The sequence below is a fragment of the Nonomuraea sp. MG754425 genome (assembly GCF_021699195.1).
GTDB lineage: Bacteria > Actinomycetota > Actinomycetes > Streptosporangiales > Streptosporangiaceae > Nonomuraea.
Genome location: NZ_SSXE01000028.1, coordinates 67,611 through 92,792 on the forward strand (window position 1 = coordinate 67,611; position 25,182 = coordinate 92,792).

25 protein-coding genes are annotated in these 25,182 nt (G+C 72.6%); 8 read left to right on the forward strand and 17 right to left on the reverse strand.

What is annotated here, in order from left to right:
* The first annotated feature begins 25 nt into the window (after positions 1 to 25).
* Positions 26 to 853, forward strand: a complete 828-nt coding sequence (locus tag FAF44_RS12655) for a hypothetical protein (RefSeq protein ID WP_237103291.1) — start codon at positions 26 to 28, stop codon at positions 851 to 853.
* A gap of 47 nt (positions 854 to 900) precedes the next feature.
* Here the strand turns inward: FAF44_RS12655 and FAF44_RS12660 are convergent, their stop codons facing one another.
* Positions 901 to 1,674, reverse strand: coding sequence for an enoyl-CoA hydratase/isomerase family protein (locus FAF44_RS12660; protein ID WP_237103292.1), 774 nt, complete (start codon positions 1,672 to 1,674; stop codon positions 901 to 903).
* Between the two features lie 159 nt (positions 1,675 to 1,833).
* Between FAF44_RS12660 and FAF44_RS12665 the strand changes: the two genes are divergently transcribed.
* Positions 1,834 to 2,118, forward strand: coding sequence for a Fe-S cluster assembly protein HesB (locus FAF44_RS12665; protein WP_237103293.1), 285 nt, complete (start codon positions 1,834 to 1,836; stop codon positions 2,116 to 2,118).
* 26 nt (positions 2,119 to 2,144) lie between these two features.
* Here the strand turns inward: FAF44_RS12665 and FAF44_RS12670 are convergent, their stop codons facing one another.
* Entirely contained in the window at positions 2,145 to 2,831 is a 687-nt protein-coding gene (locus FAF44_RS12670) for a rhodanese-like domain-containing protein (protein ID WP_237103294.1), read from the reverse strand.
* 81 nt (positions 2,832 to 2,912) lie between these two features.
* On the opposite strand from FAF44_RS12670, the gene FAF44_RS12675 reads away from it, so the two are divergent.
* Together FAF44_RS12675 and FAF44_RS12680 are read left to right on the forward strand one after the other, a co-directional pair.
* The gene (locus tag FAF44_RS12675; RefSeq protein ID WP_237103295.1) at positions 2,913 to 4,931 is read left to right on the forward strand and encodes a CehA/McbA family metallohydrolase; all 2,019 of its coding nucleotides are present in this window, start codon (positions 2,913 to 2,915) and stop codon (positions 4,929 to 4,931) included.
* Positions 4,932 to 4,988: 57 nt separating this feature from the next.
* Positions 4,989 to 5,531, forward strand: a complete 543-nt coding sequence (locus FAF44_RS12680) for a hypothetical protein (RefSeq protein ID WP_237103296.1) — start codon at positions 4,989 to 4,991, stop codon at positions 5,529 to 5,531.
* 141 nt (positions 5,532 to 5,672) lie between these two features.
* On the opposite strand, the gene FAF44_RS12685 is transcribed toward FAF44_RS12680, so the two are convergent.
* The 11 genes from FAF44_RS12685 to FAF44_RS12735 form a co-directional block, all read right to left on the reverse strand.
* Positions 5,673 to 5,954, reverse strand: coding sequence for a hypothetical protein (locus tag FAF44_RS12685; RefSeq protein ID WP_237103297.1), 282 nt, complete (start codon positions 5,952 to 5,954; stop codon positions 5,673 to 5,675).
* A complete protein-coding gene (locus FAF44_RS12690; RefSeq protein WP_237103298.1) occupies positions 5,955 to 6,611 on the reverse strand; it encodes an HNH endonuclease family protein in 657 nt (218 codons plus the stop codon).
* A gap of 97 nt (positions 6,612 to 6,708) precedes the next feature.
* Positions 6,709 to 7,587, reverse strand: coding sequence for a 2-hydroxy-3-oxopropionate reductase (locus FAF44_RS12695; protein ID WP_308193317.1), 879 nt, complete (start codon positions 7,585 to 7,587; stop codon positions 6,709 to 6,711).
* 41 nt (positions 7,588 to 7,628) lie between these two features.
* Complete coding sequence (locus tag FAF44_RS12700; protein ID WP_237103299.1) at positions 7,629 to 8,405, reverse strand: hydroxypyruvate isomerase family protein; 777 nt, start codon at positions 8,403 to 8,405, stop codon at positions 7,629 to 7,631.
* Positions 8,402 to 9,100 carry a GntR family transcriptional regulator gene (locus FAF44_RS12705; protein WP_237103300.1) on the reverse strand — a complete coding sequence of 233 codons (699 nt, stop codon included), beginning with the start codon at positions 9,098 to 9,100 and terminating at the stop codon, positions 8,402 to 8,404. Before FAF44_RS12705 ends, FAF44_RS12700 begins: the two co-directional genes overlap by 4 nt.
* Before the next feature lie 51 nt (positions 9,101 to 9,151).
* Complete coding sequence (locus FAF44_RS12710; protein WP_237103301.1) at positions 9,152 to 10,075, reverse strand: D-2-hydroxyacid dehydrogenase; 924 nt, start codon at positions 10,073 to 10,075, stop codon at positions 9,152 to 9,154.
* Entirely contained in the window at positions 10,072 to 10,956 is an 885-nt protein-coding gene (locus FAF44_RS12715) for a carbohydrate ABC transporter permease (RefSeq protein ID WP_237103302.1), read from the reverse strand. Before FAF44_RS12715 ends, FAF44_RS12710 begins: the two co-directional genes overlap by 4 nt.
* Positions 10,956 to 11,840 (reverse strand): carbohydrate ABC transporter permease, encoded by an 885-nt coding sequence (locus FAF44_RS12720; protein ID WP_237103303.1) that lies wholly within the window; start codon positions 11,838 to 11,840, stop codon positions 10,956 to 10,958. The genes FAF44_RS12715 and FAF44_RS12720 overlap by 1 nt, the downstream gene beginning before the upstream one ends.
* 1 nt (position 11,841) lies before the next feature.
* Positions 11,842 to 13,134, reverse strand: a complete 1,293-nt coding sequence (locus tag FAF44_RS12725; RefSeq protein WP_237103304.1) for an ABC transporter substrate-binding protein — start codon at positions 13,132 to 13,134, stop codon at positions 11,842 to 11,844.
* Between the two features lie 85 nt (positions 13,135 to 13,219).
* Positions 13,220 to 15,121: an alpha-amylase family protein gene (locus tag FAF44_RS12730; RefSeq protein WP_237103305.1), complete on the reverse strand. Its 1,902-nt coding sequence runs from the start codon at positions 15,119 to 15,121 to the stop codon at positions 13,220 to 13,222.
* Positions 15,118 to 17,196: an alpha-amylase family protein gene (locus tag FAF44_RS12735; RefSeq protein WP_237103306.1), complete on the reverse strand. Its 2,079-nt coding sequence runs from the start codon at positions 17,194 to 17,196 to the stop codon at positions 15,118 to 15,120. The genes FAF44_RS12730 and FAF44_RS12735 overlap by 4 nt, the downstream gene beginning before the upstream one ends.
* Positions 17,197 to 17,344: 148 nt before the next feature.
* On the opposite strand from FAF44_RS12735, the gene FAF44_RS12740 reads away from it, so the two are divergent.
* The gene (locus FAF44_RS12740; protein WP_237103307.1) at positions 17,345 to 18,115 is read left to right on the forward strand and encodes a hypothetical protein; all 771 of its coding nucleotides are present in this window, start codon (positions 17,345 to 17,347) and stop codon (positions 18,113 to 18,115) included.
* A complete protein-coding gene (locus FAF44_RS55760) occupies positions 18,108 to 19,250 on the forward strand; it encodes an ImmA/IrrE family metallo-endopeptidase (protein ID WP_237103308.1) in 1,143 nt (380 codons plus the stop codon). Before FAF44_RS12740 ends, FAF44_RS55760 begins: the two co-directional genes overlap by 8 nt.
* Positions 19,251 to 19,295: 45 nt before the next feature.
* On the opposite strand, the gene FAF44_RS12750 is transcribed toward FAF44_RS55760, so the two are convergent.
* The 4 genes from FAF44_RS12750 to FAF44_RS12765 form a co-directional block, all read right to left on the reverse strand.
* Complete coding sequence (locus FAF44_RS12750) at positions 19,296 to 20,363, reverse strand: SMP-30/gluconolactonase/LRE family protein (RefSeq protein ID WP_237103309.1); 1,068 nt, start codon at positions 20,361 to 20,363, stop codon at positions 19,296 to 19,298.
* 51 nt (positions 20,364 to 20,414) lie between these two features.
* Positions 20,415 to 20,837, reverse strand: coding sequence for an Rrf2 family transcriptional regulator (locus tag FAF44_RS12755; RefSeq protein ID WP_237103310.1), 423 nt, complete (start codon positions 20,835 to 20,837; stop codon positions 20,415 to 20,417).
* Between the two features lie 33 nt (positions 20,838 to 20,870).
* Positions 20,871 to 22,238 carry an LVIVD repeat-containing protein gene (locus tag FAF44_RS12760; protein ID WP_237103311.1) on the reverse strand — a complete coding sequence of 456 codons (1,368 nt, stop codon included), beginning with the start codon at positions 22,236 to 22,238 and terminating at the stop codon, positions 20,871 to 20,873.
* A 78-nt stretch (positions 22,239 to 22,316) separates the two neighbouring features.
* Positions 22,317 to 22,991, reverse strand: coding sequence for a TetR/AcrR family transcriptional regulator (locus FAF44_RS12765; RefSeq protein WP_237103312.1), 675 nt, complete (start codon positions 22,989 to 22,991; stop codon positions 22,317 to 22,319).
* 97 nt (positions 22,992 to 23,088) lie between these two features.
* Between FAF44_RS12765 and FAF44_RS12770 the strand changes: the two genes are divergently transcribed.
* Both FAF44_RS12770 and FAF44_RS12775 read left to right on the forward strand, forming a co-directional pair.
* Positions 23,089 to 24,018, forward strand: coding sequence for a zinc-binding dehydrogenase (locus tag FAF44_RS12770; RefSeq protein ID WP_237103313.1), 930 nt, complete (start codon positions 23,089 to 23,091; stop codon positions 24,016 to 24,018).
* Between the two features lie 68 nt (positions 24,019 to 24,086).
* A complete protein-coding gene (locus tag FAF44_RS12775; RefSeq protein ID WP_237103314.1) occupies positions 24,087 to 25,064 on the forward strand; it encodes a zinc-binding dehydrogenase in 978 nt (325 codons plus the stop codon).
* Positions 25,065 to 25,182 lie beyond the last annotated feature (118 nt).

Below are 25,182 nucleotides of genomic sequence, written 5' to 3' on the forward strand. Positions count from 1 at the left end.
TGCGTGCCTGATAACGTTCCGCGACATGCCCTCCCCCGAGCGCGATGCGTTGAACGCCCTGTTTCACGCCCGGCCCTCACTCGCGGTCGACCTGCTGAACGACGTGTTCGACATCGAGCTGTCCTCCGACACCCTGGTCGAGGTGACACCGGCCGGCGAGTCCGGGCCGCTCCCCCTGGCCTGGGGCGAGCCGGAGCACGGCGTCATCGTGGAGTTGCAGCGCACCGTGTCCGAGGAGGACCGGCAGGGCTGGGCGCGGCGCAGCGCCGCGTTATGGCTGCGGCTCAAGCGGCCGGTGCTGGTGCTGGTGCTCGCCCCCGACGCCTGGATCTGCGACTGGGCGGCCCAGCCCGTCGTCACGAGCCTGCCCGGCTACGTGCTGCATCCGCTCGTCGTCGGCCCCGAGCAGGTGGCGCCCATCGCCGATCCCGCGCAGGCCGCCGAGTGCCTGGAGCTGACCGTGCTGTCGGTGCTGGCCCACGGGAGCGAGGAGGGCGTCGTGGAGACGTTCCTCGCGGCGCTGTCGAAGACCGAGGAGAGCCGCGGCACCCGCTACTACGAGTACGCCTACCGCCTGGCCTCCACCGGCGTCCGGCGGGCCCTGGAGGAGATCATGTCGTCCGACGCGTGGCCGGTCCACAGCCCCTTCGCCCGCGAACACTTCAGCCGGGGCCGCCTGGCCGGGCTCTGCGAGGGTAAAGCGCGGGCCGTGCTGGCCGTGCTCCGCGCGCGGGGCGTCAGCGTGTCCGACGACGCGCTGACGACCATCACCTCGTGCGTCGACCAGGAGCAGCTCGACCGGTGGGCACACCGCGCGGCCACCGCCCTGACCGTCGACGAGCTGTTCGCCTGACCCGCCCAGCGCCCGGGGCCCGCCGGAGCGCGGCGGACCCCAGCCGGTCAACGGCCGGTGAACCTGGGCTTGGACTTCTCCGCGAACGCCCGCAGCCCGATCCTGGCGTCGTCGGTGGCGAACAACCCGGAGAACTGCAGCCGCTCGATCTCCAGCCCCGTGCCGAGATCGGTCTCCAGCCCCTGGTCCACGGCCCGCTTGGCGGCGCGCAGCGCCACGGCGGGCCCGCCCACGAAGGTCGCCGCCCACTCCAGGGCCGCGGTGTAGACCTGCTCGTCCGGCACCACGCGATCGACCAGCCCGATCGCCAGCGCCTCGGCGGCGGGCACGTGACGCCCGGTGAAGATGAGGTCCTTGGCACGGGCCGGCCCGACGAGACGGGGCAGCCGCTGGGTGCCGCCCGCCCCCGGGATGATGCCGAGCAGGATCTCCGGCTGCCCCAGCTTCGCCGACTCGCCCGCGACCCTGAAGTCGGCGCACAGGGCCAGCTCACAGCCGCCGCCCAGCGCGTAGCCGGCGATGGCGGCGATGACCGGCTTGCCGATCCCGGCGACCGCGGTGAAGCAGCCCTGCAGCGCGCCGGAGTGGGCGGCCATCTCGGCGTACGACATGCCGGCCAGCTCTTTGATGTCCACGCCCGCGGCGAACACCCGCTCCCCTCCGTACAGGATCACCGCCTGCACCTGAGGATCGGCGTCCACGATGCCTGCCGCCTCGGCCAGTTCCGCCTGCACCTGGCCGTTGAGGGCGTTCATCTTCGGCCGGTCGAGACGGATCGTGGCGATCTGGTCGGCCACCTCGACGCTCACAAACTCACCCATGTGATCGAACCTAACAGGCGATCACCGTGTCGCGGCGGACCTGACCGCCTCCACCGGTTTCCGGCCGCGCGCGACCGGGGCCGGGGCGGCCGGCCGCCGGAGTTTGGGCCCCCGGACGCGGGGGAGGCGGAGTGCCTCGGACAGGAGAAGGAGCAGGTCATGCTGACATTGACCGACAACGCGGTGATCGCCATCCGTGACCTCATGGGTGGCGAGGGCGTGCCCGCGGAGGCGGGCCTGCGCATCTCGCCGAAGGCCGACGAGGCGGGCGCGCTGGAGGTCGCGCTGGCCAGCACCCCGCAGGCCGGTGACCAGGTGGTGGTGCACGAGGGCGTGCGCGTGTTCGTCGCCGAGGACGCGGTGCGGATCCTCGACGACAAGTCGCTGGACGCCCTGGTGGGCGGCACCGGGCAGCCCGCGTTCCGCCTCGACCGGCGGGCCTGACCGGCGGGCCTGATCAGCGGGCCTGGTCAGCCCTGGTCGGAGTCGCTCTCGGGCGGGCGGGTGTCGCCGAGGCCGAACAGGCCCACCAGCGTCCCGTCCGAGCGGGTGACCACCACGTGGTCCACCTTCGCCCGGTCCATGCGCCGGACCAGGGGCTGGAGCTCCTCACTCGGCCGCACCGTGGTGGCGCCGACCCGCATCGCGCTCTCGGCGGTGTCGTCGAGGTCGACGCCCTTCAGCTCGCGTGAGCCGATGACGCCCTGGACGACGTCGTCCTCGTCCACGATGACGGCCAGCCCGGCGGGGTCGGCGATGATGCGCTCGGTCAGCGCGCCGAGCGGGTCCTCCAGCGTGGCGGTGATCGGGTCCCTGCGCACGTTCCTGGACACCAGGGCGGCGTGTCCGTCGTACGGCAGGTCGGCGGACAGCCAGTCCATCTTGCCCGCGCCGTAGTCGTAGACCTCGGCGAACCCGAGCCGGTCGAGGCGGTGCGCGGCGCGCGGGCTCAGGTCGCAGAGCGCGTCGTGGCAGTAGACGATGACCGGGCGCCCCGGCTCCAGCCCCGCCCCGCCGTCGATGCGGCCCAGCGGCAGGTTGACGGCGCGCGGCAGGTGCGCCCACTCGAACTCGCGTTCCGGCAGCACCTCGACGAGCTGCGCGCCCTGTTCGGCGAGCAGGTCCTGGACGGCCTCGCGGCCGATGATTGTGGCCATGACCTCCTCGTACCCGAGATGGGGGGACACAGCGGACGTTTCATGTCACGATGACGGCGCGTCCTCTTCAGGGAGTATCCGATGTGTGACGATGTGCTACTACCGCCCGCCGTCGCCGCCGCTCTGGCGGAGTACCGGGCGCTGCGGAACGCCTACGACGTCCGCTGGGGCGAACCGCCCCTGAGCTACGTGGTCCAGGCCAGGGCCACCGTTTTCCTCGACAACCGCTACGGCTACTGGGCGGCGGGGCTGCGGCAGGCGGCCGAGCTGCACCCGGAGACGGCCGAGGAGGACCTGGAGGACCATCTCGGCGAGGTGGACCCCGACCGGGTCGTGCGCGACGCCCTCGACGGCGACGTACTGGACAACCTGGCCGCGCTGCGGCTGACCCCCGAGGGGACCCGGCTGGCGGCCGACACGCGGGTGGTGCTGGGCGACGGCCCGTTCCGCACGGCGCTGCTGCTCGACTCCGGCAGGGACGAGCCGGTCACCGTGGTCGTGGACGGCGTCCCGTACGAGGTCGGCCCGCGCGGCGCGAAGATCGTCGAGGTGGCGGAGTCCGTGGTGGTGGACGGGCGGCCGGTCGATCTGTCCCCGCTGAGCAGGCGGGCGGAGCCGGCGACGCTCAGGGTGCGGGCCGGGTTCCCGTGCCGGTGGAGCGTCACCGGGGCGAACGGGCAGGGCTGGTATCCCGACGGCGCGCCACCCAAGCGGGACGCGCACCGGCGGCCGTACTTCCACGGCGACGACCTCGTGCTCACCGTGCCCGCCGAGCCGGTCACCGTGACCGTGACGAGGGGCATGGAGTACACCTCCGCCGAGATCGCGCTGACCCCCGAGGCGGGCGCGGAGAGCCTGGTGGAGCTGGCCCCCGAGCGGCTCTACAACGCCGCCGCGCGTGGCTGGTACGGCGGCGACCTGCACGTCCACCTCAACTGGATGGGCGAGGAGCCGGCCGCGCCCGCCCTGGCCGCGGCGGCGCAGCACGGCGAGGACCTGCACGTGCTCAACCTCGTGGCGGGCAACGTGTCCGGCGAGCGCGTCTACGACGTGGAGGCGCTGGAGCACTGGGCGGGCGAGGACCTGCCGTGGTCCGACGAACGCCACCTGGCCAGGCTCGGCGTCGAGTACCGCAACGACGTACTCGGCCACTGCACCGCGTTCGGGCTGCGCGAGCCGCCGGGCCGCTACCACACGGGTTTCCACGGCACGGCCGACTGGCCGCCGAACTCGGTGGCGCTGGCGGAGTTGCGCGAGCTGGGCGGGGTGACGAGTTACGGGCACCCGTTCCACACGCCGTTCGGCGACGACGACCCGCCGGATGTGGTGCTCGACCGGGGGCGCTCCTGCGCGGCCAGGGAGATCGTGGCCGACGCCGCGCTCGGCCTGATCGACACCCTCGACGTGCTCAACCACTCCTCGATCGCGGGCACCGCCGCCGTCTACCGCCGCCTGATCGGCGCGGGGAACAGGCTGGCGGTCACGGCCGGGACCGACGCCGTGCTGTCGTTCTGCCGCCGCGGCACCGCCTCCAGCCCGCCCGGCTGGGAACGCGTGTACGCGAACGTCGCCGGCCCGCTCACCGCCGAGGCGTACGCCGAGGCGATCCTGCTCGGCCGCACGTTCGCGACCACCGGGCCGTGGCTGGAGCTGACCGTGAACGGGCACGGCCCGGGAGAGACGCTGGAGCTCGCCCCCGGGCAGCGGGTGGAGGTCACGCTCTCCTCGGTCGGGCCGGAGGTCGAGACGCTGGAGCTGCGTACCGCGGACGGCGTGCTGGCGCAGGGACCGCCCGGCCGGCTGACGGCGTCGCTGGCGGTGGACCGGCCGACGTACGTGGTCGCCGTCGCCTCCGGCGGGCCGCATCCGCGCAGCATGCACCGCACCGGCGCGCACGCCCACACCAGCCCGGTCTACCTGGACGTCGCGGGCTCGCACGTGGCCAGGCGGGAGGACGTGCTCTGGTGCCTGGCGTGGCTGGACCGGCTGGAGGTGCTGCTGCGCCGGTTCGGCACGTTCGAGGCTCCTGAGCAGCTCGAAGACCATCTGGAGCTGTACGCGCGGGCGCGGGAGGTCTATCGGCGGCGGCTCACGCCGTGACCGCGCACGCGGATCGGCTCCGTGCACGGTCAGGGTTAGGCTGCTGTGAGGAAGCCGATGGACAAGCAGAGGGAAGGCGGCGAGCGCATGAGCGCGCCGGGCCATCTGACAGCGCAGACCGGAAGGAACCAGGCACAGGCCGGAGCGGACCAGGGGGTGCGGCCGGCCGACGCGCTGGATCGCATGATCACCCTGGCGCGGGAGGCGCGTTCGGAGGAGACCTGGGCGTACGACGCGCTCAGCCGGTTCGTGGCGGGGTGCGCGGAGGGACGGCTGGATCCGCTCGTGGCCGTCGCGGAGGGCTCCGGCGTGGACGCCGCGCGGGGGCGGCTGCTCGAGGTGCTCGACCAGATCGTGCACGCCGGTCATGACGAGGGTTCGCTGCGGGCCGACGTCGGCACGGGTGACGTGGTGGGAGTGGTCGGGCTGCTCGTCAGGGCGTTGCCGACGGTGCCCGCCGGGGTGGGCGAGGAGTTGCGGGAGCGGGCGGTGCGGCTGGTGCTGGCGGGCATGCGCGCCCATCCGGCCCCGGTCCCGCCGGGCGAGCCGCTGACCGCCGACGCCCTGACCCGCCGCGCCACCGCCCCGCACGACCACTGACCGAGGCATCCGCTGACCGACCCCCGGCGGGCTCTGACCCGGGCGGATGCCGGCTCAGGTGGATGTTGATCGAGGTGTGGGGGTCCCGGAGATGTGAGACGGCCCCGGCGGATGTCGCCGGGGCCGTTTTCCGGGTGATGGTCAGGTGGGCAGGCCGAGCCCGACCAGCCCGTCCGGCATGCCGCGCCGCACCGCCTGGACGATCTCCTCGTGCAGACCGGGCCCGGGATCGGCGGAGCCGCCCAGGGGGCTGCCCTCGATCTCGTACCACTCGTCGGCGTCGAGGTACTGCACGCGTACCGTGATCTGGTCCCCGGTCACCACGGTCCGCACGGTCACCTCACCGGTGATGACGCCGACCTCCTCGGTCATCACCCCGCCGGGACCGGCGACGACGCTGCTCTCGTAGGTCTCGGCGCTCACTCACTCACCGCTGGCCTCGTAGCAGGTCCCCACCATCTCGCCCAGCGCGTCGCGCTCGGCCTCGGTGACGGTGAGCTCGTAGCGGGACTTGACGTCGATCCAGGCCCGGCTGTACGTGCACCAGTACGACCGCAGCGGGGGCCGCCACTGGTCGGGCGACTGGTCGCCCTTGGACCGGTTGGAGGACGCCGAGACGGCCACGAGCTGCGGACCTTCGAGGTCGTTGGCGAACTGCCTGCGCCGGGTGTCGGTCCACTCGTTGGCGCCCGAGCGCCACGCCTGGGCCAGCGGCACCATGTGGTCGATGTCGAGTTCGGAGGCGTTGGTGAAGTCCTTGCCGTCGTACTCGCTGTGCCAGGTGCCGCTGATGGCGCGGCAGCTCTCGTCCTGCTTGACGTCGGCGCCGTCACGGGCCAGCACGATCTCGCGGGTGTCGCAGGAGCGGCCCTGCTGCGCCCAGTGCGGGAACCGGGCGCGGCTGTAACCGGCCATCGAGCGGGGGTCGGCGACGGTGAGCTGGGCGAGCTGCGCGTAGGCGACGGAGGCGGAGATCGGTGTCGGGAGTTCGGCGGGAGAGGCGCCCGCGCCGGCGGCCGGGACCAGGGACAGGAAGGTCGCGGCTGCGGCGAGCGTGGGCCATGATCGCAATGAGAACATGGCCCACGACTACAGCGACGATTACGCTCCGTAATCGCAGGCGCGCAGAGCTTGTCACTTACGGTGACAAGCATGAGGTCGCCTTGGGCTCCGGCTGTCAGGCGGTGCCGGAGAGCCGTTCCACGCCGCGCAGCAGGGCCGAGTGGTCGAGCGCGCCGTCGCCGTTCGCGTCGGCCGCGGCCATGAGCTGGGCCACCAGCGCTCCGAGGGGCAGCACGACGCCGGCCTCGCGGGCGGCCGAGGTGACGATGCCCAGGTCCTTGTGGTGCAGGGCGACGCGGAAGCCGGGCTCGAAGGAGTGGCCGATCATGTTGGCGCGCTTCTGCGCGAGCACGGCCGAGCCCGCCAGGCCGCCGCCGAGCACCTCCAGCGCCGCCTCCAGGTCCACCCCGTACGCGCGCAGGAACACCACCGCCTCCGCCAGCGCCTCGATGTTGGCCGCGACGATGAGCTGGTTGGCGGCCTTGACCGTCTGGCCGGAGCCGCTCGGACCGACGTGCACGACCGTCTTGCCGACGACGTCGAACAGCGGCCTGGCGGCCTCGAACGCGTCCGCCTCGCCGCCCACCATGATCGACAGGGCCGCGTTCCTGGCGCCGGCCTCGCCGCCCGAGACGGGCGCGTCGAGGTGGCGCAGGCCCCGGCGGGCCGCCTCGCCGGCCAGCTCGCGCGTGACGTCGGGGCGGATCGAGGAGAAGTCGATGATCAGCGTTCCGGGGGCGGCGTGCGCGAAGACCCCGTCCGGGCCGGTCAGCACGTCCTGGACGTCGGGCGAGTCGGGCACCATGAGCGCGACGACCTCCGCGCCGGTCACGGCGTCGGCGATCGAACGCGCCGCCCGCCCGCCGGCCGCCGCCAGCGGCGCGGCCTTGTCGGGGGTGCGGTTGTAGCCGGCCACGGCATGCCCGGCCTTGACCAGGTGGACGGCCATGGGGCTGCCCATGATGCCGAGACCGATGAAGGCGATGGCGGTCACGTCGGTGATCCTCCCGTGTCGAGGTGGTCGTGCGTCGGCGGTCATCCGGCGCGCTGTTCTCTGGGCAGCCAGGCGAACGCGTCGGGGCCGTCGGCCCGGTATTCGAGGCTGACGTGCCCGTCGTAGCCGGCCGCCCGCACGTCGTCGATCCACTGCCGCAGCGGCAGTTCCCCGGAGCCGGGCGCGCCCCGGCCGGGGGCGTCGGCGATCTGCACGTGGCCGATGCGCGCGGCGTGCCGCTCGATGACGGCGGGCACGTCGTCGCCGTTGACGGCCAGGTGGTAGAAGTCGGCGAGCAGCCGCGCCCCGGGCACCCGGTCGAGCACGGCCACGACGTCGGCGGCCGTCAGCAGCGGGTAGCGCGGCGCGCCGCTGACCGGCTCGACCAGCACGGTGCCCGGCAGCCCCGCCACGCACGCGGCCAGCATCTCGACGGCCAGCTCGTCCTGTTCCTCGGCGGCGGCCCCTTCGACGCGATTGCCGTAGAGGGCGTTGAAGGCCGGGCAGCCCAGCCGTTCGCCGATGGCCGCGACGACGGGGAGGTTGTCGAGCAGCTCGCGCGAGCGACCCGGCCACGACACCACCCCGCGCTCGCCCGCGGGCATGTCCCCGGCGAAGAGGTTGAGCCCCGTGAGCCGGACGCCGGCCTCCTCGACCGCCCGGACGAAGGCGTCCACGTCGCGGTCGTCCGGCACCGCCACGGGCCACGGCCACCAGAACTCCACGGCGGCGAACCCGTCGGCCGCCGCCGCGGCCGGGCGTTCGAGCAGCGGCAGGCCGGTGTAGAGGATGGAGCAGTTGACGGTCCACTTGGTCACGCGGGGGCCTCTTCCGATCGTTCGCGGTGGAGCTGGCTCAGCAGGCGACCCTGCGCCTGGTCGAGATGGTGGGCCAGGAGCCGCTGGGCCTGCTCGGGGTCGCCGTCGCCGATGGCCTTGAGTATGTCGTCGTGCTCGTGCACCACGTTCATCGGGTGTGTGGTGCGGTGGGCCTGGAACTGGCCCATGGTCAGGTGCACCTCGCCGAGGATCACCTCGTGCATCCGCGACAGGCGGCGGCTGCCGACGGCGGCCACCAGCGCCGAGTGGAAGGCGATGTCGGCCTCGACCTGGCTGGCGAAGGCCCCGTTGGCGGCGGTGTCACCGGCCGCCGCCTTCATCGCCGCCTGCGCCCGCACCGCCTCGGGGGGCACGGTGGCGGTGCGGGCCAGGGTGGCGACCGCCGCGCGTTCGACGGTCTCGCGGCTGAAGTACAGGTCGCGGATGTCGTCCTCGTCGAGCTTGGGGACGACGGCGGTCTTGTGCGTGCTGCGGCGCAGCAGTCCGAGCGCGGTCAGCCGCTCCAGGCAGGCTTTGGCGGTGGGGCGGGCGACGCTGTACTCGCCGGCGATGCGGATCTCGGTGAGCTTCTCCCCCGGGGCGATCTCGCCGTTGACGATGCGCTTGCGGACCGACTCGTAGAGGGCTTCCGTCAGTGACGACGGTCCGAGAGGAAAGCTGGTCTGCCCGTCCATGAAACCCCTCCCAGAAAGCGACAAAATCGTCAGACAAGTATACTCGTCCTCTCAATATCCGGCGGCCTTGTCGACGATGTTGCGCAGCGGCTCGTCCCGGGCGAATCGGCCCAGGTTGTCAAGGAGGATGTCGAGGCCGCGGCGGGCGGTCTCGCGGGTGGTGGCCCCGTTGTGCGGGGTGACGATCACGTTCGGCAGCGTCCAGAACGGGCTGTCGGGGGGCAGCGGCTCGACGCCGTGCGCGTCCAGGCCCGCTCCGGCGATCTCGCCCCGCCGCAGCGCGTCGAGCAGGGCCGCGTCGTCGGCGATGCCGCCGCGCGAGACGCAGACGAAGCCCGCCGTCGGCTTCATCGCGGCGAACGCGGCCCGGTCGAACCGCCCGGCGGTGGCGGCGGTGAGCGGCGCGGTGACCACCACGTAGTCGGACTCCGCCAGGAGGCGGGGGAAGTCGTCCTGGCCGAGCAGCTCGTCCACGTGGTCGGCGGGGCGGCCGGAGCGGCGCAGGCCGAGCACCCGCATGTGGAACGCCTTCGCCTTGGCGGCCAGGTCGAGCCCGGAGTGGCCGAGCCCGTACAGGCCGATGGTCTTGCCGGCCAGTTCGCCGTGCACGTAGCGGTCCCAGCGGCGCTCGGACTGGGCGCGCAGCCAGCGCGGCACGTCCCGGTCGAGCATGAGCACCAGCAGCATGGCCTGCTCGGCCAGCGGGATCGCGCCGTTGCCGGTGGAGGAGGTGAGGGTCACCTCACTGGCGAGCAGCGCGTCCGACAGCACGGCGTCCACGCCCGCGGACGGGCTGTGCACCCAGCGCAGCCGACCCGCCCTGGCCAGCAGCGGATCGGGCACGTCGCCCACGACGGCGTCGGCCAGCTCGATGCCCTCGGCGGCGGCGTCGAACTCGACGCGGGCGGCCCCGGCGGCGCGGCGGATGCGGTGGCGGGTGGCCTCGTCGTGCGCACCCCTGACGATGATCCTCATTTGAGCCCCGTGGTGGCGATGCCGCGGATGAGCTGTTTCTGGGCGACGGCAAAGAAGATCAGCACGGGCAGCAGCGACACGAGCGACATCGCGAACAGCATGCCCACGCCGCTCTGCGACTCGGAGTCGACCATGGAGTTCAGCGCCACGGGCACGGTGAACATCTTCGGCGAGGTGAGATAGATCAGCGGGACGAAGAAGTCGTTCCAGGTCCAGATGAACGTGAAGATCGTCGTGGTGACGAGGGCGGGCCGCATGAGCGGCAGGATCACGTACCAGAAGGTGCGGAACGGGCCCGCGCCGTCGATCCAGGCCGCGCGGTCGAGGTCACGCGGGATGGTCCTGATGAACTGCACCATCAGATAGACGAAGAACGCGTCGGTGGCCAGGAACTTCGGGATGAGCAGCGGATAGTACGTGTTCACCAGGTCGAGCTGGGAGAAGAAGATGTACTGCGGGATGACCAGCACGTGCATCGGCAGCATCACCGACGCGAGCGTGATGCCCAGGTACACCCTGCGCATCCGGAACTCCAGCCGGGCCAGCGCGAACGCGGTCAGCGCGCAGGAGAACAGGTTGCCGGCGATGGAGCCGACGGTGACCAGCAGCGAGTTGAGGAAGAAGACGGTGAAGGGACGGTTGAGCGCGTTCCAGCCCTCGGCGAAGTTGTCGAAGGTGATCTCGCTGGGGATGAGACCCGTCTCGGTGAGGATCAGGTGGTCGGGCTTGAGCGCGCTGACGATCATCCAGATCAGCGGATAGAGCATCAGCAGCACGAACGCGCCGAGCGCGAGATGCCTGAACAGGTCCCGCCGGCCACGGGCGCGGCGGCCGGCGGACTCGGAGCGGGCGCGGAGGGAGGCGGCGGTCGCGGAGGTCATCAGTCGTCTCCGTAGAAGACCCAGTACTTCGACAGGACGAAGTGCACCGCGGTCACCAGGCCGATGGCCGCCATGAGCACCCAGGCCAGCGCGGAGGCGTAGCCCATGTCGAAGTTCGTGAATCCCTGCTGGTAGATGTAGAGCGTGTAGAACAGCGTCGAGTTGGCGGGGCCTCCGGTGCCGCCGCTGACGACGTGGGCCTGGGTGAAGGTCTGGAACGCGCCGATCGTCTGCAGGATCAGGTTGAAGAAGATGATCGGGGTGAGCAGCGGGATCGTGACGCGGGTGAACTGGCGGACGACGCCGGCCCCGTCCACCTTCGCGGCCTCGTACAGTTCCTCGGGGATCTGGCGCAGGCCGGCCAGGAAGATGACCATCGGCGAGCCGAACGTCCACACGTTGAGCACGATCAGCGTCGACAGCGACAGGCTCGGGTTCTGCAGCCAGCTCCCGAGCTCCAGACCGAAGACCGACAGCGCCCGGTCGACGAGGCCGTCGTCGCCGAAGATCTGCCGCCACAGGATCGCCACGGCGACGCTGGTGCCGAGCAGCGAGGGCAGGTAGAAGGCGCTGCGGTAGAAGGCCAGGCCGCGCAGCCCGCGGTCGAGGATCAGGGCCAGCAGCAGGGCGAAGCCGAGTTGCAGCGGGATGGAGATCGCCACGTAGACCAGCGTGACCCGGACGGCGGCCCAGAAGTAGCCGTCCTGGAACATGCGCTCGAAGTTGGCCAGGCCGTTGAACTCGGGCGTGCTGAGGATGTTGTAGTCGGTGAAGGCCAGGTAGAGGGAGGCGAGCATGGGCACGGCCGTGACCAGCACGAGCCCGAGCCACCAGGGGATGAGGAAGACGTGGGCGGCGGCGCCCTGACGGTGCGGCCTCGACATGCTAGGCGGCCCTGGTGATGCCGGCGCCGATCTCCTCCAGCAGCCGTCTGGCCCCGTCAGTCGTCCGCAGCCGGCCGAGCGCGATCTCCTCGGCGGCCCTGCCCATGGCGGTGCGCCAGGTGTTGGTGCCCGGAGGCGCCTCGAAGCGGGGGCGGCGCTCGGCCTCCCGCCCGGCCTGTACGACGGTGAGCGTCTCCTTCGCGTCCCCGGTCGCGCTGTCGAGCGCCTGCTGGAAGACCTTGGGGTTGACCGGCGCGCCCATGGTGAGGCCGACGGTCGCGATCATGGCGGGGTCGTTGGTGTTGTAGCCGACGAGCTTGCCCGCGGCCTCGACCTTCTCGTCGTCGATGCCCTGGTAGATCGCCATCCGCGGGTAGTAGAGGAACGCGTGGCCGGCCTGGGCGTCCTTGGCCACGGGCATGCCGCGCAGCCGGAAGGTGTGGTCGGGGAACATCCTGGCGTCGTCGATGAGGTGGTTGGAGTTGCCCACCTTGGCCAGCACCTTCTTGCCGACCACCGCCCAGTCGGGGCCGATGCCCTCCTGCTCGCTGAGCGACATCACGGCGCCGGCCTTCTGCAGCCGGTCCCACCAGTCGAACCAGGCGGCCAGGCTGTCGGCGGTGAAGCCGGCCTTGCCGTCCTGGGTCCAGAGCTGCTCGCCGCGCTGGCGCAGCCAGGACTCGAACGGCAGGTCGGCGTCGGCTTCGTACGGCATGCCGATGCGCTTGTTCGGGTTGTCCTTGGCGTAGTCGACGAGGAAGGCCGCCCAGGCGTCCCAGTCGGCGTCGGCCGGCGGGAGTTCGGCGGCGTCCTCCTCGGCGAACGTCTCGTTGTAGCGGATGACGGGCACGAAGACGCCGAACGGCATGGTGTTGAGCTCCCCGCCGATCTTGAACGACTCCAGGTCCTGCTTGGAGTAGTCGGCCAGGTTCAGCGTGGGGATGTCGTCGAGCCGGCGGTAGATCTTGCTCTTGTGGTACGTGAGCACCTGCGGCGAGGCGATCCAGAAGATGTCGGCCACGTCGCGGGCGGCCATCTGGGTGGTCATGCGCTCCTGGAAGGCGGCGTAGTCGGCGAACTCCGGCTCGACCTGGACGCCGGGGTTCTTGGCGGCGAACTCCTTCAGGGCCTTGGTGTAGTTCTGCTGCCGGATGTTGTTGCCCCACCAGGCGTATCTCAGCGAGGTGCCGCCACCGCTGTCGGAGCCGTCGCCCGCGCCGCACGCCGTGAGGCCGGCCCCCAGCGCGCCTGCCGCCGCCAGCTTCAGGAAACCCCGCCGATCGAGTCCGCTCATCACATCCACTCCCGTCGTTCTCACCGGGAACCGGCTATCCCGGTGAGAAGCAAGTGTTCATTTGTATGACGAGACCGTCAATAGGTCATGCATACTTGTTTGACAATTTCAGGACTTCGAAGAGGCCGAGCTCGGGCAGGCGGATCCGGCCGCCCTCGACGTCCAGCACGCGTCCCGCGCGCAGCGCCCGCACCTCCCACTCGCCCGGCCACGGCGGCTCCAGCCACGAGCCGGCGATCGGCAGCGGGCGACGGAAGCGCTGGTCGGCGTCACCCGAGCGGTTGAGCAGGTGGATCACGCGCGTGTCGCCCGAGCGGGCGGGCACGATCTCCACCTGCTCCGGCAGCCCGGTCCGGACGGACAGACCGGGGTCGATCAGCCCGGCGAACAGGTCACGGTGCGCGCTCAGCCCCGTCTCCCGGTAGCCGCGGCCGACCGTCCACGGCAGCAGCACGCCCCTGCCCCGGCCGTAGGGGGCGCTCAGCAGGCCCGGATGGGTGGTGGCGCGGTGCCCGTGGCACTTCTCCGGCGGGCCGTACCTGGCCCTGGACAGCGCGAACAGGCCCGCCTCCGCCCCCCGCGCGGGCTCGACCACGTGGAAGGAGCCGATCACCGGCACCGCGCCGCGCTCGCCCGGCAGGTGCAGCGAGCGCACGGACTCCTCGGTCGTCCAGCTCGCCAGGCGGCGGGCCACGGGCAGGCAGGCCAGGCGCATCTCGCCCGCCTCGAAGCCGCTGGAGCCGGTCGCCAGCACCGTCCCGCCCGCCTCCGCGTACGCGTCCACCGCGCCGGGAGACGACAGCGCGCCGAGATCGGGCAGCACCACCAGCCGGTACCGGGACAGGTCGGTCACCGCCAGCTTGGCCTCGGGCAGCACGTCGAACGGCACGTGCCGCTCCAGCAGGGCCAGATACAGCCCCTCGAACTCCGCGCGACCCTCCCCCGCCGGGCGGACGAGCAGCGTGCGCGCCTCGGAGACCAGGTCGCGGTAGACGTCGGCGTGGTCGCGGTGGAAGCGGGTGATCTCGCCCCCCAGCTCCAGGCACGCGTACGGGCTGTCGTCGGGCGTCCCCATGACGTACGTGGACGGGATCGCCCCCCGCGAGAGCGCCTGGAGCAGATACTGGGCGAAGTGGTACGGCTCCTCCCCCGCCATCCGGTACGGCATGTCCACGAACCCCACGGAGTTGACCAGCACGGGCACCTCCGGCCGGTACGCCTTGGCCGCGCTGACGTGCTCGCTCGTCCGGTGGTGCCAGAGCGGCCGGCCGACGGCGTTGTTCGCCTCGTGGAAGACGATGTCCGCGTGCTCGCCCAGGATCAGCGCCGCCTGCGGCCGGCGTCCCGAGATCTCGGCCCGGATCCGGGCGTTGAGGTCCTCCAGCGTGTCGCGCGCGAACTCGCGCCACCGCGGGGTCGGGCGCTCGGGCAACTCGCCGGGGAACCGACGGACGCAGGCCGCACAGTGGCACACACCCCAGTCGCGACGGCTGTAGTCGACCTCGTTGAACGACATCCAGTTGAGGAAGAAGCCGTCGATCTCGTGGCGGTCGAGCACCTCCCCGATCACCTCGAACAGCTTGACCTGGTAGTAGTCGCCGCTCGGGCACACGCTGACCAGCCCGTTGTAGACCTGCTGCGCCCCCGACGCGGACACGAAGCACCACTCGGGATGCTCCTCGGCCCGCCGGTGGCCGATCTTGGAGAAGTCCATGCGCGCCAGCACCCGCACGCCCCTGCGGCGGGCCGCCGCGACCGCGTCGCCGACCAGGTCGCCGGACGGCCGCCGGTCGAGGTGCGGGTTGCGGGTCTGGAAGTCCAGGCCGGTCGGGTAGTTGGACAGGATGCCGCCGACGCTGATCAGCCAGGCGTTCGCGCCGTAGTCCTCCAGGTGGTCGAGGACCCGCTCGACGTCCAGGCCGGCGTCGATCTCGCGGAGGTTGGTCTGGAACATCCGGAACGGCTCGCGCCACCACGGCCGGCTCATCGGCGCTCCCACAGCAGGCGCACGACCTCGATGAGCCCCACCCCGGACAGCTCCACCTCCACCCGGCCGTCGCGGACCGTCGTGGCGGCCTCGGCGTCCGCGACCAGCAGGCGGGCGGTGGCCCCGCGGGCGTGCGGCGGCAGCGCGACGCTGACCGTCTGCGGAGGCAGCGGCAGGGTCTCCCTGATGGCCCCGCGCATGGCCATGGGGTTGGTGAGGTTCACGACCGTGACCGCCACGCCGTCGTCGTCGCGGCGTACGGCGAGGTCGGCCAGGCCGGGGCCGCGTACGGTGGCCTCCGGCTCGCCGCCGAGCGCCCACCGCACCGCGTTGGCGATCAGCCGGCCGTGGTCGGCCTGGAGCGCCTCCCAGAAGATCGCCCCGATGTCGAACGGGAAGTAGACGACCCGCCCGGGGCTCTCCCGCGTGACGACGGCCGGGGCGTCCGGGGCCTCCCGGGCGTACAGCTCCTCCATGGGCAGGTCGGGGAAATCGGGCACGAAGCGGAACGGCACCCGTGTCCCCTCCCTGTCGCGCACGCCGAGCAGCCGGGTGCCGCCGATCAGCCGGTTCGCGCCGCCGAAGCCGGCGTTCACCGGGTGCTCGCCGGTCAGGGCGATGTAGTTGTTCTTCACCGGGCCCCTGAGCGGCCGGACCAGGTCGGCGCCGAAGACGTCGGCCAGGCCGAAGTTGGCGCGCGGGGCGCCGTGCTCGTCGTACAGGGAGGACTGGTGCGCGGCCACCAGCCCGCCGCCGGCGGCCACGAACTCGCGGATCGCCTGGCACTGCGCGTCGCCGAGCTGCTCCGCGTTCGCCAGCACGAGCACCTTGTACGCCCCCAGCCGCTCGGCCGACAGCGCCTGGTCGGCGACGAACTCGAACGGGATGCGCGCCTCCACCAGCGCCTGGTAGAACCCGTCCTCGTCGGGGAAGGTGTGCGCCGCCCCGCTCCTGACCTGCCCGGCCCGGCTCGGGTCGAGCAGCGCGACCTCGGCGGTGACCGGCATCGGCGACAGCACCGGCTCCAGCCGGGCGTGCAGCCGGAACGCCTCCACCACGGCGGGCACCCAGCGGGGGTCGGAGACCGTGGCGTTGAACTTGGTGAACCACGGGAACGCGCCCTGCGCGAACCCGTCCACGATCCACGTGCGCGTCTCCTCGGGCGGCGCGACCGAGTCCTTCCACCGGTGCTGGTGGTGCTCGGGCCCCACGGAGGTGATCAGCCCGATCGGCCGGTCGGGGAACAGGCCGCGGCTGCGCTTGGCCACCCGCCCGGCCGCCCACGGGGCCTCGATGCCGGAGCGGCCCTGCTTGTCCACCACGAACATCGGGTAGACCCGCCGCACCAGCTCAGGGTCCAGGTCGCGGGCGGCGAAGGCGCCCAGGTTGGGGATGAAACGGGCGTGCGGGCGCAGGTCCTTGACCGCCGCGTCCCAGACGGCGACCAGCTCGCCGAGCCTGCGCCGCCGCCAGGCCACGTACGCGGGCCAGGCGGGGTCGGACTCGTCGTTCTCGCGGGCGGGCAGCTCGTACCCGGTGTCGTCGTGGAAGGAGCGGCGCGCGGCCTCGCTGTAGGAGATGCCGTAGTGGCCCTCCCAGCGGTTGGCGAAGATCGCGTCCACGTCGTACTCGCGCACGATCTCCCGCGCCACCTCCGTGATGAACTCCCGGTGGTAGTCGGTGAAGGCGCAGGTCAGCCAGATGCCGGGATAGGACCAGTGCGGGATGGGCGCCCCCTGCGCGTCGCGGGCCAGCCACTCGGGATGCGCGCGGGCCGCGTCGTCGTGCACGGCGTGCGGATCGACCCTGGCCATGACGTGCATGCCCAACCCTCTGGCCGCCTCGACGAGCGCGCCGAACGGGTCGGTGTCGCCCAGGTGCACGCTGCGGTGGTGGTGCGGGACGCGGGTCGGATAGTAGGCGATGTAGCCGCCGGCGCTGATGCAGACCGCGTTCGACCTGCTCTCGCGCATCACCGAGGTCCAGAAGTCGACATCGAGATGCGCCGGGTCGTCCTCGGCCAGCGTCAGTTGCGTCCAGCGGGTCGCCGTGCGGGGCCAGTCGGATGTTCGCATCGTGACACACCTCTCGTCAGGCACATTGTCAGACTCGAAACATTGTTATACAAGAATGCAAGACCAACAAGAGTCCGGTGTGTCGTACGGGCAACATGAAGCCTGGGCGGGTCTATGATGTTGGAAAATAAAGCGGCGGGAGGTCGGCATGCGGATGTCCCAGTGGGCCCACGACACGTTCGGGCAGCGCGTCCCCCTGATCAGGCAGGGGGTGGCGGAGGCCCTGGCGGTGGCGCTGGAGAACGCCCGCGACGCACAGAAGATGGCGCAGACCGGCCATCTCCATCCGTTCGGGTTCACGCTCATGTCACGCAAGTTCGAGGCGCTGGCCGAGGCGTTCGAGGACATGGGCGACGTCCGCGTGGTCAAGCCCGGCGGCTCGCAGCACGAACTGGTGGTGCTCGACGGCAAGCTGCTGTTCCCCTTCCGCTACGCCAAAGACCGCTCGGTCGGCGTGCTGAGCGCGCGGATCAGCGACGGGCGCGCCTCCGCGCTGGTCCAGGCGCTGTTCAACCGGTTCGGGCCCGAGCCGCGGATGCGCCAGCTCGCCCTCGACGACGTGGCCCCGCAGGCCGCCCCGATCACCTCGCCGATCACCGAGGCACTGGGCGACCTGCCCGAGGACACCAGGCTCGTGCTGATCGCCTACGCCGCCAACGCGCACGCCGGGCTGCTCGACGCCTGGTGGGGCGAGGCCGAACTGCTCGACCGCACCGGCAACCTGAACTGGCACCACGTCGAGGAGATCCCGCTGACCCGGGAGACCGCCGCGCCCGCCGGGAGCGGCGGCGGCGCGGCCGCGTTCGACCAGGGCGTGCTGCCCGCGCCCCAGCTCAACCCGCGCACCGCGGCCGACCGGCGCGCCGCCCCCGCGGGCGGGCCGACCCCGATCAAGCCAGAAGCCGCCAGCGGTGCGTGACAACAAACCGGGCGGGCCGACCCCCCAGGCCGTCGCCGACGCGTTCGACGCCACCCGCCTCACCCAGGCCCGTCACCTGGCCGCGCTCACCAAGAAGGAGGTGGCCGAGCACCTCGGCGTCTCCCCCGCCGCGGTCGGCCAGTACGAGTCCGGCGTCACCCGGCCCCGTCCCGACCTGATCCCCCGGCTGGCCGAGGTGCTGTCGGTGCCGACGGCGTTCTTCCTGCCCGGCCGCCCGCACGGCAAGCTCGACGGCTCCATGGCGCACTTCCGCAGCCTGCGCTCCACCCGCGCCTACCAGCGGGCCAAGGCCGTCGCCTTCGTCGAGCAGGTGTGGGAGCTGACCTACGCCCTGGAGAAACGCGTCCAGCTCCCCGCCGTCGACCTGCCCGGCTTCGCCGGCGGCGAGACACACTCCGACCTGCCCCACGACCCGGCGGGCGCGGCCCGCGCGCTGCGCGCCCACTGGGGGCTGGGCGGCGGCCCGATCAGCCACCTCATCCGGCGCATGGAGGCCCACGGCATCGTCATCGCCTTCCCGCGCCACGACCCCGACGCGGTCACCGTCGACGCCTTCTCCACCTCCAGCCTGCCGCGGCCGATCGTGGTGCTGACGCCCAACAGGTTCGACGACATCTACCGCCACCGCTTCACCGCCGCCCACGAGCTGGGCCACCTGGTCCTGCACGGCGACACGGCGGCGGGCGACACCCAGCAGGAGCGTGAGGCCGACGCGTTCGCCGCCGAGTTCCTCACCCCGCGCGACAGCATCCTGCCCCGGCTCCCGCCGCGCGCCGACCTGCGCCGGCTGGCCGAGCTGCGCCAGACCTGGGGGGTCTCGGTCGACTCGCTGCTCTACCGGTGCCGGGAGACCGGGCTGCTGTCCGACTCCGCCGCCGGCCGCGCCTACCAGCGGCTCAACGCGCTGCGCGACCAGCCGGGCTTCACCAACGAGCCCGTCTCCGGCTATCCAGGCGAGCAGCCGGTGCTGCTGGGCCACGCCTTCGAGCTGGCCACCAGGGAGAGCGGCCTGAGCGCCGCCACGCTGGCGCGGGAGCTGGCCTGGCCCATCGGCCGCGTCCGCGAGCTGATCGGCCTGCCCGACCAGCGGCCCTCACTCACCCTCGTCCCCTGAGCACACCGGCCGGCCCAGCGGGCGAACCGGTGGTCGGTGCGGCGGTCAGTAGGTCACTCGGCCCACGGCGTCGCCGGTCTCCGTGCCGAGGTAGAGCGTGCCGTCCCGGTCGGCGACCGCGCTCACCGCCGAGAAGGCCCCCTCGCCCGGGTCCTGGAGGTTCGCGGTCACCTGCCCCTGCCCGTCCACCCTGATCACGAAGCCGATCGGCGCGGGCTCCGGCAGCCACGTGTACGGCAGGCGCGTGATGGCCCGGCGCAGCCCCGGCCAGCCGCCGAGGCCGTCGAGCAGCGGCGAGCGCAGCGACATCAGCGCCACCCAGTGACCGCCGCCGGCCGCCGGGGCGATGTCGTTCGGGTAGCCGGGCAGCCCGTCGATGAGCGTCTCCGACGCCCCCGCGCGCGGGCCGGACAACCAGTGCCTGATGACGCGGTACGCGCCGGTCTCCGACACCAGCAGGTACGTGCCGTCGGCCGACACGACCACGCCGTTCGGCAGTTGCAGCCCGTCGCGCACCACGCGGGTACGCCCGGTGGCCGGGTCGTAGGCGTGCACCGCGCCGTCGCCCGCGTGCTCCAGCGCGATCCACCGGGAGCGGTCGTAGTGGAAGCGGGAGGAGGACTCGGTGAAGTACACGGTGCCGTCGGCCGCCACGCTCACGTCGTTGACCAGCCGCAGCCGCCGCCCGTCGACGCTGTCGGTGAGCACCTGGGCGGGCCCGCCGCCGGGCGGGACGCGCAGGATCGCGCCGCGCGGCTCGTTGGCGGCGATCAGCGCGCCGTCGGGGGCGAAGGCCATGCCGGTGGGCCGCCCGCCGACGTCGGCGAACACCTCGAGGCCGCCGCCGTCGGCGGCCATCCGGTAGATCCGGCCGTCGGCCGAGCTGGTGTAGAGGCTGCCCTGCCGGTCGAACAGCACGGCGTCCGGGGAGCTGACCCTGCCCTGGGCGAGCCTGGCGACGCCCGACAGGCGGTCGTTGGCGGCGTACGGCCCGGTCAGGCCGGGGTCGGCGGGCGGGTCCCAGGCGACCGGCTCGACCGGCGTGGGCCAGAGCGCCAGATAGCCGGCGAGCAGCAGCACCGCCGCCAGCCCCGCCTGGAGGATCCTGCGCATCTTTAACTCCTCAAACTAGATATTTCTTATATTGAGTTCACGCGAAAAAAATCAGCTACCCCGGTGCAGGTCGGCGATCGTGGTGCCGGCCAGGCTGGCCTTCATCGCCTCCTCGGCCCGCCGCAGGTTGTCGGCCACCCGGCGGCGGATCACGTCGGGCCGCCCGCCGGGCAGCGCGTGGTCGATGTCGGTGCGGAACAGCGGGCGCTCCTGCTCGCTCGCGCGCAGCACGTCCAGCAGCGTGATCCGCTCCGACGGCCGGGCCAGCCGGATGCCGCCCCTGGCGCCCTCCCGGGTCTCGATCAGCCCCGCCCTGGCCAGGCTCTGCACGATCTTGGTGGCCGTCGGCGGCGCGATGCCCAGCGCCGCCGCCAGTTCCCTGGTCGAGATGAAGTCGGTGAAGCCCTCCTCGACCTTGACCGCCACATAGACGACGACCGCGATCGCCTGCGTGAGGGTGAGGGGATATGCCACAACTCAATATCTAGTGGAGGTAGTCAAGGGGCGTCAACGACCCGTGTACCGCAGGATCCACACGCCCTGGTTCTTGTCGGAGACGTAGATGTAGCCGCGCCGGTCCACCACGACGTCCTCGCTCTGGGCGACCAGTTCGCCCTCCGGCATCGGCCCGTATCTCCTGACCGGGTCCGGGGGCACGAAGTAGCCGACCTCGCGGGGCAGTCGGGTGTTGGAGACGTCGTAGATGCGCAGCCCGGCGTTGAAGTGCGCGATGTACAGAAGGTCACCCTGTTTCTGCACGTCGGGGTGGTGCTGGTGGTGGTTGATGTTGTGCGGGCCGCTCCAGCCGCCCCGTCCGGAGAAGTCCGCGTACGGCGCCCCGGGCGGCGGCTCCGGCGTCGGCAGCAGCGACAGCAGGAACGGCGCGGCCGGATCGGAGATGTCCACGATCGAGGCGTGCGGAGCGGCCCCCTTGCCGTAGGAGACGTCCTCGGAGTTGGCGAAGGCGATCTTCCGCTCGGGGACGGGCAGCACGCCGTGCACGCCGAAGCGGGAGTGGAAGGGCGGGCTGAAGCTCAGGCCGCCGACGGGGCGGGGCGCGCCGACGTCGGAGATGTCCAGCACGACCAGGCCGGCCGCGCCGTAGGGCAGGTAGACCAGGTCGCCCACCACGTACGGCGGGCCGTGCAGGGAGACGTCCGCGCCGTTCGCGCAGCAGAAGCCGTGCGTGTGCGGCTGCCGGTCGGCGGCCGGGACGACGCCCTGCTCCCCGTCCCGCTGCCCCGGCACCCACCAGCGGCCCGCCTCCACCGGCCGGGCGGGGTCCCGGATGTCGACGACGGTGTAGATGTTGCCGGTGAAGCCCTTCGCCCCGGCGGCCACGTGCACGTACCCGCCGCCGGGATAGAGGTTGCGGTGGGTGCCGGTGCCGCCGGTGGCGTAGTGGCCGAGGCGGCGCGGGCGTACCGGGTCCTTGATGTCCCACAGGTACAGGCCCTCCTCGAAGTCGGCCTCGGGGTCGCCGCCGAAGTTGGGGAAGATCTGTTCCAGGGCGGTCACCATGAGGTCGCCGTGCAGATCGACCTGCAGCGTCCAGGTGTCGGCCGGCCCCGGCACGAACGCCGCGACCTCCGGCCGTCTCGGGTCGGTGACGTCCACGACGCTCCAGCCGGAGTCCCAGAAGTGCCCCGTGTACAGGTACCAGCGGCCCGCCCGCTGCCGGATCGCCATCTTGAAGGCGGGGCGGTGGTCCATGTCGGTGTAGCCCACGACCTCCACGTTGCGGGCGTACTGCCCGCGGGGGCCGGCCGAGACGGCCTCCGCCTGGGCCGGCGCGGCGCCCGCCCGCGTCGCCGCCAGGGCCGAGGCCGTCGTCAGCGAAACCCGCAGCGCCTGGCGCCGGGACACGTCCGCCACGATCTCTCCTCACGTCAGGTGATCAAGAACAGTGACCAGCCAAGCGAGGGAGAGGTGAAATCCAGCGAAAGATCATCTTTATCCGGCTTTGCCGGGCGGGCCGGAACCCGTCACACCGGGTCTGGGGCGGGCGGTCAGCGTGAGGCTTCCGGGCAGGGCCGCCACGGCGTCGTGGACCCGCGCGGCCAGGTCCGTCACGGACGGCGCGCCCGCCGCCGTGACCGCCCAGCCCTCGACCGCGAGCCGCCAGGCGGCCACCAGCAGGTCGCCCGCGAGCCGGGTGCGCGGATCGTCGGGCAGGTCGAGCCGCCGGTGCAGCACCGCCACCACCGAGCGCAGGGTGCTCTCGCAGAAGTGCAGGTTGTGCGCGTCCATGGAGGACGTCTCCTGCGACAGGCGGAAGCTGAGCGCGGCCCGCCCGGCCCACGCCTCGTCGGCCACCCGGTCCAGCGCGGCCAGCAGGGTCGCCTCCATCAGCTCCAGCAGCGGACGGCCGTCGGCGGGCGCCGTCTCCAGCTCTTCGAGGAAGGCCCGCCACAGGTCGTGCAGCGGCGCCATCGCGACCTCCTCCTTGCCGCCGAAGTAGCGGAAGAACGTGCGCTTGGACACCTCGACCTCGTCGCAGAGCTCGTCGAGCGTGACCCCGCCGAAGCCGCGGGCGGCGAACAGGGCCAGGGCGGCGTCGATCAGCGCCTGCCGGGTGCGCTGCTTCTTGCGCTCGCGCAGCGGCGGCGGTGGCGGTGCGGTGGTCACGGACCCGAGTGTAGCCGAGCGGCAAACGCCACTTGCGCGCTTACGCCACCGAGTGGCATAAAGTAGCTCTCGTTCCCGACTGGAAGGCCGGCACACCATGCGTGCTCTGCTCATCGACCACTCGACCGCTTCCGGCCTGCGCCTCGGCGAGAGCGCCGACCCCGTGCCCCGACCGCACGAGGCCCTGGTCCGCGTACGTGCCACCTCGCTCAACTTCGGCGAGGTCAAGCACGCCATCGCCGACGCCGGGGACGGTGCCGTGCTGGGCTGGGACGCCGCGGGCGTGGTCGAGCGCGCCGCCGCCGACGGCTCCGGCCCGGCCGCCGGCACCCCCGTGATCACCCTCGGCCTCGACGGCGCGTGGGCGGAGCTGCGTGCCGTGGACACCGCCACGCTCGGCGTCGTCCCCGCCGGAGCCGACCTCGGGGCGATCAGCACGGTTCCGGTCGCGGGCGCCGGCGCGCTGCGCGCGTTGCGCCGGATCGGCCCGCTGCTGGGCCGCCGGGTGCTGGTGACGGGCGCGACGGGCGGCGTGGGCCGCTACGCCGTGCAGCTCGCGCGGCGCGCCGGAGCCCACGTCGTCGCCTCGACCGGGAACCCCGCCGAGCACGGCGACGGGCTGCGCGCACTGGGCGCCCACGACGTGGTCGCCCACCCGGAGCAGACCGGCGACCCGGTGGACGGGGTGATCGACAACGTCGGCGGGCCCCAGCTCGTGGCGGCGTTCGGCAAGCTGGCGGCGCACGGCACGCTCGTCTCCGTCGGCCACGGCACCGGCCAGGCCGAGACGTTCCCGTTCGGCGCGCTCTTCGGCCACGAGGGGCGGCACGACCGCTCCCTCGTCACCTTCTACCTGCTGGACGGCGCGGACCTGGTCCCCGACCTGACCTGGCTGGCCGCCCGCGTCGCCGGCGGCGACCTCGACCCGGGCATCGCCTGGCGCGGCGACTGGAAGCAGGCCGACGAGGCCGTCTCCGCCCTGCTCGACGGCCGCCTGCACGGCAAGGCGGTGCTCGATCTCGGCTGAGCGGTTGACCTCAAGCGTCGTTGAGGTTGCATCCTCGTAGGGACTGCCGATCTCTGAAGGAGAACATCATGCACGCCGCCGTCCTGCACGCCTTCGGCCCCGCCGAGAACCTCAGCTACGAGACCGTCCCCGACCCCGAGCCCGGCCCCGGCCAGGTGCGCATCGCCGTCAAGGCGGCGGGCGTGCACCTGGTGGAGACGGCGATGCGCACCGGGCTGGCCAGTGACACGCTGCCACCGCGGCCCACGCTCCCGGCGATCTTCGGCAGCGAGGTGGCCGGCCGGGTGGACGCCGTCGGCCCGGAGGTGGACCCGGCCTGGCTCGGCCAGGACGTGGTGACGTCGGGCGGACGGTCCGGCGGGTACGCCGAACTGACCGTGGCCGACGTGACGAGCCTGCACCGCGTGCCCGGCGGCCTGAGCCCGGAGGCGGCCGTCACCATGGTCGTCACCGGCGCCACCACGATGTGCTTCCTGGACGTGGCCGCGCTGACGTCCTCGGACGTGGTCCTGGTGACCTCGGCGGCGGGCGGGATCGGGCGGCTGGTCGTCCAGCACGCCCGCCGCCTCGGCGCCACGGTGGTCGGCGCGGCGGGCGGCCCCGCCAAGGTGGCGGCCGTCCGCGACCTGGGCGCGGACCTCGCCGTGGACTACGACGTGCCGTCCTGGCAGGAGGAGGTGGCCGCCCGGCTCGGCGGCAGGAAGGTCACCGCCCTGCTCGACGGGGTGGGCGGCGACAAGGCGCGGGCGGCGTTCGAGCTGCTGGCCGACGGCGGCCGGTACGTCACCATCGGCAACGCCTCCCAGGGTGGCTTCGCGCCGGACCCCGGCGAGTTGGAGGAGCGCGGCCAGAGCGCGACCAGTGCGCTGCTGGCCCTGCTCAGCGCGCCGCAGGAGCGGCCCGGCTACGAGGTCAGGGCGCTGGCCGCGGCGGCGGAGGGCACGCTCGTGCCGCAGGTGCAGGCGTTCCCGCTGGCGCGGGCCGCCGACGCCCACGCCGCGCTGGAGTCGCGGCGGACCACGGGCAAGGTCGTCCTCATCCCGTGACCGCGGGCCCCGGCCTCCGGGTCGTGGGTCCGTCCTCGGGGGCCCGCGACCGGCCGGGCGGGCCCCCGTCAAGGGCTGAAAAATATCTTCGCAAAGATCTCGCCTGCGAAGGAAAATG

Excerpts from the sequence above, each read along its gene's own strand:
- FAF44_RS12655 (WP_237103291.1), top strand. The coding sequence starts at position 26 with ATGCCCTCCCCCGAGCGCGATGCGTTGAACGCCCTGTTTCACGCCCGG.
- FAF44_RS12660 (WP_237103292.1), bottom strand. The coding sequence starts at position 1,674 with ATGGGTGAGTTTGTGAGCGTCGAGGTGGCCGACCAGATCGCCACGATC.
- FAF44_RS12665 (WP_237103293.1), top strand. The coding sequence starts at position 1,834 with ATGCTGACATTGACCGACAACGCGGTGATCGCCATCCGTGACCTCATG.
- FAF44_RS12670 (WP_237103294.1), bottom strand. The coding sequence starts at position 2,831 with ATGGCCACAATCATCGGCCGCGAGGCCGTCCAGGACCTGCTCGCCGAA.
- FAF44_RS12675 (WP_237103295.1), top strand. The coding sequence starts at position 2,913 with ATGTGTGACGATGTGCTACTACCGCCCGCCGTCGCCGCCGCTCTGGCG.
- FAF44_RS12680 (WP_237103296.1), top strand. The coding sequence starts at position 4,989 with ATGGACAAGCAGAGGGAAGGCGGCGAGCGCATGAGCGCGCCGGGCCAT.
- FAF44_RS12690 (WP_237103298.1), bottom strand. The coding sequence starts at position 6,611 with ATGTTCTCATTGCGATCATGGCCCACGCTCGCCGCAGCCGCGACCTTC.
- FAF44_RS12705 (WP_237103300.1), bottom strand. The coding sequence starts at position 9,100 with ATGGACGGGCAGACCAGCTTTCCTCTCGGACCGTCGTCACTGACGGAA.
- FAF44_RS12710 (WP_237103301.1), bottom strand. The coding sequence starts at position 10,075 with ATGAGGATCATCGTCAGGGGTGCGCACGACGAGGCCACCCGCCACCGC.
- FAF44_RS12715 (WP_237103302.1), bottom strand. The coding sequence starts at position 10,956 with ATGACCTCCGCGACCGCCGCCTCCCTCCGCGCCCGCTCCGAGTCCGCC.
- FAF44_RS12720 (WP_237103303.1), bottom strand. The coding sequence starts at position 11,840 with ATGTCGAGGCCGCACCGTCAGGGCGCCGCCGCCCACGTCTTCCTCATC.
- FAF44_RS12725 (WP_237103304.1), bottom strand. The coding sequence starts at position 13,134 with ATGAGCGGACTCGATCGGCGGGGTTTCCTGAAGCTGGCGGCGGCAGGC.
- FAF44_RS12730 (WP_237103305.1), bottom strand. The coding sequence starts at position 15,121 with ATGAGCCGGCCGTGGTGGCGCGAGCCGTTCCGGATGTTCCAGACCAAC.
- FAF44_RS12735 (WP_237103306.1), bottom strand. The coding sequence starts at position 17,196 with ATGCGAACATCCGACTGGCCCCGCACGGCGACCCGCTGGACGCAACTG.
- FAF44_RS12740 (WP_237103307.1), top strand. The coding sequence starts at position 17,345 with ATGCGGATGTCCCAGTGGGCCCACGACACGTTCGGGCAGCGCGTCCCC.
- FAF44_RS12750 (WP_237103309.1), bottom strand. The coding sequence starts at position 20,363 with ATGCGCAGGATCCTCCAGGCGGGGCTGGCGGCGGTGCTGCTGCTCGCC.
- FAF44_RS12770 (WP_237103313.1), top strand. The coding sequence starts at position 23,089 with ATGCGTGCTCTGCTCATCGACCACTCGACCGCTTCCGGCCTGCGCCTC.
- FAF44_RS12775 (WP_237103314.1), top strand. The coding sequence starts at position 24,087 with ATGCACGCCGCCGTCCTGCACGCCTTCGGCCCCGCCGAGAACCTCAGC.